Source organism: Methylobacterium sp. J-026 (assembly GCF_022829585.1).
GTDB lineage: Bacteria > Pseudomonadota > Alphaproteobacteria > Rhizobiales > Beijerinckiaceae > Methylobacterium.
Genome location: NZ_JAKSYC010000191.1, coordinates 1 through 10,677, shown reverse-complemented (window position 1 = coordinate 10,677; position 10,677 = coordinate 1). Strand labels below are relative to the sequence as shown.

Genomic DNA, 10,677 nt, shown 5'->3' with positions numbered 1-10,677 from the left:
TTGTCTTTTCCAATTTTTAATAATTAATTGTTTTTTCCAATTGAATTTTACCTTATTAAATTGAATATTTTGCCGCATGCCTCTGGTACACAAGATTTTTCAAGACATATGCTGGTTAAGCGTTTTTAGCTACGTCTATTTTCCGAGATGGAGTGCTCGGTGGTCACGCCGGTAAACCCGCATCCACCAACCTCCGCGTGCTCGAATGACGGCTTTCAAGATCAGGCGAGAGGCGTGAAAACGGCGAAGTTGGTTCGAAATCGGTCTATGTGTCGGAGACATTCCCCCGCTCGTTCGAACTTTGGGCGATTGGATAGGGCGTCTTCCATCGAATTGATGAAAAGTATAGGGCCGTTCTCAAGTGCTTATTCGGCCAGCCGCGACATGGCTGTGCTCGCCATGTGACACGCTTAAGCTTTTCTTGGTTGGCTGGAACGTAACGGCGCCGATCTATTTTAACGCAGAACCTCGCAACCTGCGGTCATCGGAGCGACTTGGTGTGACAGAGCGAACGCCCCCGGTTGGGCCGTCGATATTTGCCCTCGAAAGTCCCCTCTCCATGCCAGGACCTCAAACCAACTGCGTCCATTCTTACTCACCCCGGGCGATCCAGCATCACCTCGGCCGCAAGCTGCAGACTGTCTACGCCGCGTTGCCGGCCGAGCCGTTGCCGGACGTCTTGACCGCCCTGCTCCGTCAGCTCGATGCCACCGAGGGTCGACAGGTCCTCGACCCGGGCGTTCCCGCTGATTAGGCGAGCGATCCCGGATCGTCCGCCTGCAATCCGCTGAGCGGCGCCGTGATCGTACAGATCACCCCCGTCGGCGGGTAGGCGAGGTCGACAACCCCGCCGAAGCTGCCGGCCAGACCACGTTCGATCAACCGAGTGCCGAAGCCGGTCCGCGTCGGAGGGACCACCACCGGGCCGCCCCCCTCCAGCCAGCGTAGCACGATCACCGCCTCACGCGTCTCGGACGTGATCTGCCAATCGATGCTGACCTGCCCCGCGGCCGTCGACAACGCGCCGTACTTGGCCGCGTTGGTCGCGAGTTCGTGCAGGATCAGCGAGAGGGAGAGCGCCGCCCTCGCGCCCACCGCGACCGCGGGACCTTCGATGACGAACCGGCCCGGTCGATCCCGGTGCAACTCCAGTGCATTCGCGATCAGGGTATCGAGTGCGGTGCTGCCGATCGCTCCGCCAAGCAGCAGGTCGTGCGACTTGCCCAGGGCGACGAGCCGCCCGGCGAGCACCTCCTTGGCGGTATCCATGTCGGTGGCCGTGCGCATAGTCTGCGTGGCGATGGACTGCACCATCGCCAGCACGTTCTTCATGCGGTGGCTCAGTTCCTGGTTGAGGAGCCGCTGCTGGTCCTCGGCCTCGATCCGGGCGACGGCCGCGCGGGTGCGATCGGCGATGCTGCGCAGGAAAACCACTTCGTCCGCGCTCCACGCGTGCGGCGTCGCCTTCAGCGCGAAGAACACGGCCACGAACCGGCCCCGTTCCATGATCGGCAGATTGGCCAGAGCGCACGCCCCGAGGGCGGCGAACGTGTCGGCCGCGGTCGCCGTGCGCGCATCGCGGCTGACGTCGGCGATCAGCACGGTTTCGCCAGCCTGGAGATCGTCGATGTAGGAGCCGTAGTCGCGGAAGCTGTGTTGACCGGCGATGGCTGGGGCACCGTGGGTGTTCCAGCCCCGCGTGATCACGATGGTCTCGCGGCGCTGATCGACGGCGCCGTATCCAGCGTGGGACAGGTCGAGCGTACGGCCCATGATCTCGGCCGCGGCACCGATAATCTCGGAGCGGTCGCTCAGCTCCTTGAGCCGATCGCCCAACGTGGCCAAAGCCGCCTGGCGCAGGGCATCGAGCTTGCGTGCCGTGATGTCGATCGACACTCCCGGATACCGCAGCGGCCGACCGGCGGCGTCGTGATAGCCGCGCCCGCGGGCGTAGACCCAGCGCACGCTGCCGTCCGCCCGGAGCAGGCGGTACTCCTCGGCGAACTCGCCGGCCGTGGCCAGCGCCCGTTCTATCTTCGCACCCACCCGCTCCCGGTCGTCAGGGTGAATGCCGTCGATGTAGCTGGCGATCGGGGTCCCAACCGCCGCCGCCGCGGGGTCGACCGAGTACAGCTCGGCGAACTGGGCATTGGCCACGATGCGATCGTTGGGGACGTCCCAGTCCCACCAGCCCACGGCACCGGCCGCCTCGAACGCCAGGCTCAAGCGCTCCTGGCTGATGCGAAGCTCTTCCTGGGCGGCCCGCTGGGCGGTGATATCCTGGGCGACGCCGGAGAAACGCGTCGGTCGTCCGGCCTCGTCATGCTCGATCTCGCCCTTGCGCGCGATCCAGCGGACCTCGCCGGTGTCCGGCCGGCGGATACGATACGCGACGTCCCGGGGCGCCTCGCCGCTGCGCCGCGAGCGGGCAGTGGAGATCAGGTGCTGATCCTCGGGGACGATCAGTTCCTCGAACGCCGTCGACGGGTATGCCTCGCGCTCCAGCAAACCGTACAGGCGGCAGAACTCCGGGATCGGCCGCAGGATCGCGTCGGCGATGCCGATCGAGAATAGGCCGATCCCGCCGGCCTCCTGCGCCTGCTGCAGCCGTAAGGCCGTGTCCCGCAGCGCTTCGGCGTCGCGGCGCTGCTCGGTACGGTCGCGCAGGATCTTGACGAAGCCGATGGCCGCGCCCGCCTCGTTGCGCAGGGCCATCATCTCGCCGTTGGCCCAGAAGCGCTCGCCGTTCTTCCTCAGGTGCCAGCGCTCGTCGATGCCGCGACCTACCGTCAGGGCGCTGTGCATCTCCTGGGCGGGAATCCCGGCCTCCTTGTCTCCGGGCGTGAAGAACACGTCGGCGGGGCTCCCGCAGACGTCTTGCGGCGTCCAGCCGAGGATCCGAGTGGCGCCGGCGTTCCAGTCGATGACGCGGTTTTGCAGATCGAGCACGATGATCGCGTAGTCGATCGCGCTCTCGAACACGGCACGGTAGCGCGCCTCGCTCGCCCGAACCGCCCCCTGCGCCGCGATCTCACTCGCCTCGGTCAGGCCCACCGTGGCCAAGCCGGCGAAGCTCCTGACGAGTTCGAGATCGTGGCCGGTGAACGCGTTCGGTTTGCTCGACTGCAGCTTGAGCACGCCGAGCACCTTGCCGCCGCGCTTGACCGGCGCGTGCACGGCAGAGCGAAGGTCTAGTATCGCCCGCAGATCGGCCTTCACCCGCTGGTCGAGCAGGGCATCGGTCAACAAGATCGGCTCGTTGGCCCGAGCGCAGGCGCCGGACGTGCTCCCGTCCAGCGGCACGCGCACGTCCCGGTGCGGGGTCAGGGTCCCGCCGACGGCTCGGTATTCCAGCTCCTCGCCATCGATCAGCTCTAGGACGCCCCCCTCGGCCGCGGGCACGGCGCGCATCGCCCCGTCGATCACCGCGCCGAGGATGACATCGAGATCGCCGGCGCTCGCCGCGATCGCATCGTGCGTTTGGCTGTAGGCCTGGCGCTCCTGGGCCGCCGTCTTCTGTACCGCTAGCAGCCTTTCGCGCTCGACCAGGACGCGCCTCAGTTCGAGTTGGTCCACGACCTGTTCGGCCAGCCGCTCCAGCCCTTCTGTCTGACCCGGTGTCAGTCCCTCCGGGCGCGGCTGTCGATCGAGCACGCAGAGCGTGCCGAGCACCACACCCTCGGAGGTCCGCAGCGGGATGCCAGCGTAGAAGCGGACCCCGGCCTCGGTGACGGCCGCATTGTCGGCGTGGCCCTCTTCGCGCGTGTCACGGATGATAAGCGGCGCCTCGGCCCTGACCACCAGCGGACAGAACCCGACGTCGAGCGGCGCCTCGCATCCGCCGTCGAAGCCCGCCCGCGCCTTGAAGAACTGCCGCCGATCGTCGACCAGGGACACGAGCGCGGTCGGCGCCCCACACAGCAGTGCCGCTATCCTGGCGAGATCGTCGAACCCCTTCTCCGGCGGCGTGCCCATGACCGCGTATGCGGCCAGGACGTGCAGGCGGTCAGGCTCAGGAGGGGCGGTCGTCATGCGTCTGGAGATGGCGACGGTTGAAGGCTGCTCAGCACGGCCTCGATGGACCAAGTTGAGCTGTAGCCTGGACATCACATCCCGCCAAGCTACTGCCCCATCGGCATGATTTGACCCTGTTTGTGATCGCTTCAGATGCAGGCACCCCTCGGGGCGGCACGGGACTGCGATCCCGCGACGTACCGCCCTCACCGGTGGGGTGAGGCTACCGCGTCGGCGCGAGCATACGGCTGCCTACCTCAGCCAACGGCACGTCGATCCGGCAACGCAGGCCGTCCACATCGAAGGCTAGATCGACTTCCCCGGCAAGCTCGCGTCCGATGCCGCCGGCGATCAGTCGCGTCCCGAACCCGCGGCGCTCCGGCGGGGCGACGGCCGGGCCGCCGCTCTCGTGCCAAGTCAAGCGCAGCCACGCCGCACCCGTCTCGCCTCGATCGACGCGCCAGCTCACCTCGACCCGGCCCTCTGCCGTCGATAGCGCCCCGTACTTGGCCGCGTTGGTCGTTAGTTCGTGCACGGTCATGCCGAGAGCCAAGACGTGGCGCGGCGGCAGCGCCACCTCGGGACCGTCGAGGACGATGTGGTCGCAGCCGGCGCGATAGGGTGACAGCTCGTTCTCCAACACTTCGTTCAGGGTGGCGCCGCTCCAATCATCGCGGGTGAGCAGGTCATGGGTCTTCGACAGGGACAGGATGCGCCCTTCGAGCTGCACCGCCTGTCCCTCGCCGCCCCGGGCCGACTGGCGCGCCAACGACTGCACGGTGGCGAGCGTGTTCTTCACCCGGTGGTTCAACTCGTGCAGCAGCGTGACCTGCCGGTCCTGCATCTCGCGCCCCCGGGCGATCTCGTCGCGGAGTTCGCTCTCGTGCCGCTGCAGGGTGCCGGCCATCGCGTCGAGCTTTCGCCCTAGCTGGCCGAACTCGTCGCCGCGGGTCATCCCGATCCGTGCGGTGAGATCACCCGTCTGCCACGCGGCGGCGGCGCGCAGCAGGCGATCGAACGGGCGGCGGATGAAGAGGCGGCCGGCGAGCAGGGCGGCCACCAGCGCCAGCGCCGCCCCGAGGCCGATCAGCATCACCCCCCGGCGCGCGGCCGCATCGACGTCGGCGAAGGCCACGTTTCGGTCGCGCCCGACCGTGACCCACGCCGCGGAGGTAGGGCCTATGGGGTGCACGTTCGCGAGCACGCGTTCCCTGCCGTCGAAGCCGGTGGCGACCCTGACGCCCTCGCCACGGGCCAAGAGGATACGCATGCGCTCCTCGGGGACGGTCGTGCCGATCAAGCCCTCGCCGTCCGGGTAGCGCACGATGATGGTGTGGTCGGCGTCCGCGATGGTGAGCGAGGTGCTGGGCTGCCGCAGGTCGCGTCGGAGGCGGCGGTCGAGCCAAACGAGGTCCAACGCGGCGGCCAGGATTGCCACCGTCCGGCCGTCGGCATCGTGCAAGGGCCGTGCGAAGTGCAGGGTGTCCTTCCCGGAGACCGTGCCGCGGATGTACGAGCCCATGACGAACGCGTCCTCGGCCATGACGCGTCGGTGATACAGGCGGTTGGTCACATTGTAGGAGCCGGCAGCCGAACCGAGGCTGTTGCAGATGACCGCCCCATCGGGCCGGCTCAGGGAGAAGATGGCGAGCTGCGGGTTGTCGCGGGCGACGTCGCGCAGGTCGGCTGTGCAGCCGGCCAGGTCCATCGCGCGCACCGCCGGGTCCCGCGCCACGAAGTCGAGGGCCTGACGGGCGCCCTCGGCGACTTGAGAGAGGTCGTCGGCGACCACCCGCGCGGTGGTCAAGGTGTCGGCGCGGACGGCCTCATCACGCGCGGCGCGCAGTTGGCTCTCGTTGTAGCCCTGGATCGCGAGTGCAGGTGCGAGGGCGAGCAACACCAGGAGCAGGATGCGGGTGGTCAGGGACATCGAGGTACCCGGCCGACCGGTTCTCGGTGTGAGCGCCATCCTCCCGGCCGGCGGTAAACACGGGCGACCGACCTGATCCCAAGTAGGACGCGGTCATGCGGCGTGAGGTCGGGGTAGAACGGCGCCGGCTCGGCCGCAAACCTGTCGATCGCGGTCCAGGTCATCCGTGCGGTCTGTAGCGCCTTCGCTTACGAACGCCAAGCTCGGCCTGAAAACCTTATGGTCGCGTAAACGGTCCGGCGATAGCGACACAACCGGCATGAGACCGAGCGTTAGGCTCCGTCTTGCCGATACGAACGAGACGGCAGAGTTCCAGCTGCGCGGTTCCACTGCGCTTGCCCTAATGGAACGACGCTCCTCTGGCCCGCTCCCTTCAACAACGCGCATCGACTTCAATGGCAAGCTGGCCTTAAACTTGGCACGTCTGCTTTTGGACGAGAGGTTGAAGTCCGGTAGCCACTCATAGCAGCCGATCACCACGGTACGGTTTGGGTATGAAAACGAGAACCGGCGCTGTCTGTCTGCTATGGACGTGCCTTTAGCAGACCGGCATTCGCGGCGGCTTCCGACCGAAGCCGGGCATGTAGAGAGGCGTTAGAGCTTCCTCAATGCGATCATAGCCCGGTTGCCGTGCAAGGTCGGCTCAGGATGGGATACCAACCTCTGCCAGCACTGATACAAGCGAAGTATGGCTCTTAGATTGATCGTACCGTGGCTCTGGAGAAACTGGGTCTCCGGCGCCGCTTTCATGGCTGCGTCGCTCCTCATCGTCGCGCCGCCAGTCCTGCAAACGGCAAACTATCCAGTAGTGCTTCTGTACTTGCTCTCGCCCGCGTACATGCTCCATCAGGTTGAAGAGCACGCCGGAGACCGCTTCCGAACGTTCATAAACGCCATCGCGTTCGGTGGGCGCCTCGCGATGACGCCGAACGACGTGCTGGTCATCAACGTGGGCCTCGTGTGGGCCGTGAACGCTGCGGCCCTGTACGTTGGCATCTTCGCTGAGCCGGGATACGCCCTGGTCGCCCCCTACGCGATGCTCGTCAACGCAATTGGGCATTTGATCATGGCGGGGCGGTTCCGTCGCTATAATCCTGGCGTCGTAACGGGGGTCGTAATCTTTCTGCCCCTGAGTTTGGCGATGCTTGTCAGCGTTTCCATAAGCAATTCGGTGACGATAGCTCAGCACGTTCTTGGGTTGGCGGGTGCGCTCGCCATCCATATCTTGATTGCGGCTAATGCCGTTCGACGGATCAGGGTCCTTTGAGGGTCGTGAGGGGGCGGGACCGCAACGTCCGCTTCTAAGCATTGCCTCTTGGAAACGGACAGTCACAAATTCGCCCGTAGCAGCCGATCAGAGCGGTACGATTTGGGTATGCGATCGGGAACCGCCGCCATTGGTCCGCTATGAACGCGCCTTTAGCGAACCGACGTTTTCGGCTGGTTTCGAGCTGCTGCAGACCCTGGGAGAGTCCGCTTGCAACCGTGTTTTGAAAGAAGTTTGTGCAATCGTAAGAGCCGCAGCGTTGGCTACCGCTGGAAAGCGACTGCGAACCAATCATGATCGCCGATTGTGCGCGTCGTAGCAAATATTTTGCTATCTATTTTTTGCAATTATCAATCTAATCGCATCCAGCGCATCCTCTCGTAACTTGTCGGTCTCAAGCTGCTCCCACAAGTTAAACATGCGATCAGTCTGCTTGTATTGTCTGGCATTTTTGCCCGTTCCATACAAATCATCGACAGGAATACGGAGTGCGTCTGCAATCCGCCTTAAACTGTCATGACGAGCGTCTTTCTCGTACAGCATGTTGCCCTCCAACGGTTGTCTATCGTGTGAGGTGGCTGGAGATACCATCCCGCCGGGTTGTAGCCTGAACGGCTTGTGCGTTCAAAGGTTGTAGCGGAATGTAGGCGCCACCGGACTGATGCGGGAGGTGCCGGTGATTTTTACGACCGACGCCCAGGGCGAAATCACGTACATCTGCCTCGAATGGGTTTCTTACGCCGGGCAGACACGCGAGATGGCATACCGGGACGGCTGGACCACACCAGTCCTGGAAAGCGATCAGGATGCTGTCAGGGCCGTCTTCTCGGAGGCGGCCAAGGCACAGGCCGAATTCTGTGTCCGGTTCCGCATTCGGTGCGCGGACGGGTCGGTGCGGTGGCTCGTGGCTGGAGGTGTTCCCTCGTTTGGGCCGCCAGGGCGCTCGTTCCTCGGTTATCTCGGGTCCATGACTGAGTTTGCACCGACAGAGGCAACTGAGATCGCCGCATACGGTGGGATCGAGAGGTTCATCCCGCCGCCGACACACGTAGCCACGCAGGCCGTGTCACCCCTCGACACCATCGCGGACCACCTCATCATCGTGCACTCGCTGATGGAACAGCACGATGCGACGTCAGGCTTGAGGGAGGTGAAAGCCGCCTTGTTTAAGATCGGCCAAGCACTGGCCCGGAGTGACGGATCGCGGCTGCGGCTCAACTGAGTGATCGCAACCTCGGATCTCACTGAAGACAGAAGTATCTTGCCCACTGCGTTGCCGGCTTGGACGGTGGTCGCGGCGGTACACGGATCTGGATGAGTTTTCCGGTCCGAGGGTCGAGAACCACTACCACCATGTCATGCCCCCTGCGATCAGATGCTGGACCTCAGCACGATGACGTGGAACACCAACTTGATCCTTCGGGCGGTCGTTTACGATCATCGTCGCCCGGCAGCGCCGCTAACCATATCATGCAATTGAAAATTGTAAATAATGAAGACGCACAACCGATGGAGTGGGGTTGACGCTTGGGCCCTTGTGAAGCTTCCCGGGAATAGTCAGGCTCATTGCCATACGCGCAGCGGGATATAAGCGAGACGTCCGCTTCCGGGCGAAACGCTATGGTCCCCTCACCACCCATAGTAAACGATCCGCATGGTTCGTTTTGGGTATGCAGATCGAAACCGACGCCATCGGTCCGCTATGGGTGCGCCCTTAGCGAACCGCCGTTCGCGTCTGGCTTCGACCCAACCCAGCCGCCTGGATCGACACGGACGCTTCCCAAAAGCGGTCATTCGTCGGCCGTCTTGAAATTTCGGCTCGGGGTAGATTTTGTTGAAAAACTCAGAGGTAGCGCTTCAGGCGTCATCCAAGGCGCCGCCTCGAAGAATTTTCGTCTCTCATTGCCCATGCAATACCACTACCGCAGCAAGTTTCGGGCAGTGCGATAGCAGGACCTTCTCCGGCCCACCCGGTTCGCAGCGCCGCCGCGGTTCAGACCCGAGTTTTTCAACAAAATCGGTGGAAAGCAGTCCTTCTCACGGCGCGCAGCATGGCATGTACGGTCGCGAGTCACAGCATGCCGTTGCCGTTCTCTGACCGCTCGTGCGGCGGGATCGCTTGCGGGAATCCCCAGTGCTCAACTAGCTTGCCAGCCTTGACACGGTAGAGGTCGAGGTAGGCACAGGGTTCGCCCTCGTGCGTCCCTCGCGCGGCAATGAAGACCAGATCGCCTTGGCCTAGTAGCAGGACGATATCGTCGATGATCCTCGCCCGGGTCAGCATGACGAGATCCTGCCGGAAAGCCGCAATACCGTCCCGGACGCCGGGCTCGTGTCGGATCTGGAGATCGTTCGCCATGTAGTCGCCAATCCGGTCGTGCCGTCTGCCGATGTGCACGGTTTCATAGTAATCCCGCACGAAGGCCTTGACGCTGTCCGTGTCCTGCCCGCGGTCAGGCTCGGTCGGTCCGTCGGTCTGCGTGTGCCCACTTCGGTTAGACGGAGATAGGGGTGTAGAGAAGCGCCAATGCTCAACGATGAAGCCGTTCTCGAACCGGAAGACGGCGAAGAACACGCGTTGTTCGTCGCCGGCATCCTGCTGTCCGTGGGCCACCACGAAAGGCCCGTCTTCCAACACCCTGACGATCTCCAGCTGATCGGTCGACCGGCCCGCTTGCTCGCGCAGACCGTCCACACCGTCCACACCGTCCGCAATCATCGGATCGTGCTGGACGAACCCGTCCGGGCTGACGTGCTGGGTCGCCAGCTCCCGATCGCCCGACGACAGGCCCCGAAGCAGCCCCATCGCCTTCTCGACATTGTCCGACGCCATCCTGGCCCCCCCGCGATCACTTGGCCATGAAGGTGCTACGCCACGAAACGAACCACGCCGCCGTCCACGCGCAGCGCAGCACCGCTGGTCGCAGACGCTTGTTCCGAGCACACGTAGATGATCATGTTGGCGACCTCGTCCGGCATGGCGAAGCGCCCGAGGAGACTGGTCGGCCGGAGCGTTTTAAGGAACGCCTGCTCCGCGTCTTCTTGGGTCACGCCCTGCGACGCCGCCTGCCCCGCAGTCAGGTTGCCGACGATCTCTGAGCGGGTAGGGCCGGGCAGCACGGCGTTCACGGTGACGCCTGTTCCGGCGACCGCCTCGGCCAGACCACGCGACACCGCCAGCTGCGCCGTCTTGGTCATGCCGTAATCGAGCATCTCCTTCGGGATGTTCACCGCCGACTCGCTGCTGACGAAGACAACGCGCCCCCAGCCCCGCCGCACCATCCTCGGCAGGTAGTGCCGGGACGCGCGCACACCGCTCATGACGTTAGAGCTGTTCCCGGAGGCGTTGCGACGGAGCCGGGGTTGCCGCGTTGACCGGTTAAGGAGGCGGCAATGCCATCACCTTTATCAGTCGATCTGCGCGAGCGCGTTGTAGCGGCCGTGACCGAGGGCGCGTCTTTCCATC

7 protein-coding genes and 1 pseudogene are annotated in these 10,677 nt (G+C 64.4%); 3 read left to right on the top strand and 5 right to left on the bottom strand.

The window, feature by feature from the left end:
* Positions 1-559: 559 nt before the first annotated feature.
* Complete coding sequence (locus MKK69_RS17815; RefSeq protein ID WP_243969979.1) at positions 560-754, top strand: NepR family anti-sigma factor; 195 nt, start codon at positions 560-562, stop codon at positions 752-754.
* On the opposite strand, the gene MKK69_RS17810 is transcribed toward MKK69_RS17815, so the two are convergent.
* A complete protein-coding gene (locus tag MKK69_RS17810; protein WP_243969977.1) occupies positions 751-4,032 on the bottom strand; it encodes a PAS domain S-box protein in 3,282 nt (1,093 codons plus the stop codon). The genes MKK69_RS17815 and MKK69_RS17810 overlap by 4 nt on opposite strands.
* 205 nt (positions 4,033-4,237) lie before the next feature.
* Entirely contained in the window at positions 4,238-5,944 is a 1,707-nt protein-coding gene (locus MKK69_RS17805; RefSeq protein WP_243969975.1) for a sensor histidine kinase, read from the bottom strand.
* A 748-nt stretch (positions 5,945-6,692) separates the two neighbouring features.
* Between MKK69_RS17805 and MKK69_RS17800 the strand changes: the two genes are divergently transcribed.
* Positions 6,693-7,211 carry an HXXEE domain-containing protein gene (locus tag MKK69_RS17800; RefSeq protein ID WP_243969972.1) on the top strand — a complete coding sequence of 173 codons (519 nt, stop codon included), beginning with the start codon at positions 6,693-6,695 and terminating at the stop codon, positions 7,209-7,211.
* 330 nt (positions 7,212-7,541) lie between these two features.
* Here MKK69_RS17800 and MKK69_RS17795 read toward each other — a convergent pair whose 3' ends face one another.
* Positions 7,542-7,754, bottom strand: coding sequence for a hypothetical protein (locus tag MKK69_RS17795; protein ID WP_243969970.1), 213 nt, complete (start codon positions 7,752-7,754; stop codon positions 7,542-7,544).
* 133 nt (positions 7,755-7,887) lie between these two features.
* Between MKK69_RS17795 and MKK69_RS17790 the strand changes: the two genes are divergently transcribed.
* Positions 7,888-8,433 carry a PAS domain-containing protein gene (locus MKK69_RS17790; protein ID WP_243969968.1) on the top strand — a complete coding sequence of 182 codons (546 nt, stop codon included), beginning with the start codon at positions 7,888-7,890 and terminating at the stop codon, positions 8,431-8,433.
* Between the two features lie 849 nt (positions 8,434-9,282).
* Here the strand turns inward: MKK69_RS17790 and MKK69_RS17785 are convergent.
* Positions 9,283-10,044, bottom strand: coding sequence for a nuclear transport factor 2 family protein (locus MKK69_RS17785; protein ID WP_243969966.1), 762 nt, complete (start codon positions 10,042-10,044; stop codon positions 9,283-9,285).
* Between the two features lie 35 nt (positions 10,045-10,079).
* Positions 10,080-10,538, bottom strand: a pseudogene (locus MKK69_RS17780) (SDR family NAD(P)-dependent oxidoreductase); the annotation flags it as partial.
* Positions 10,539-10,677 lie beyond the last annotated feature (139 nt).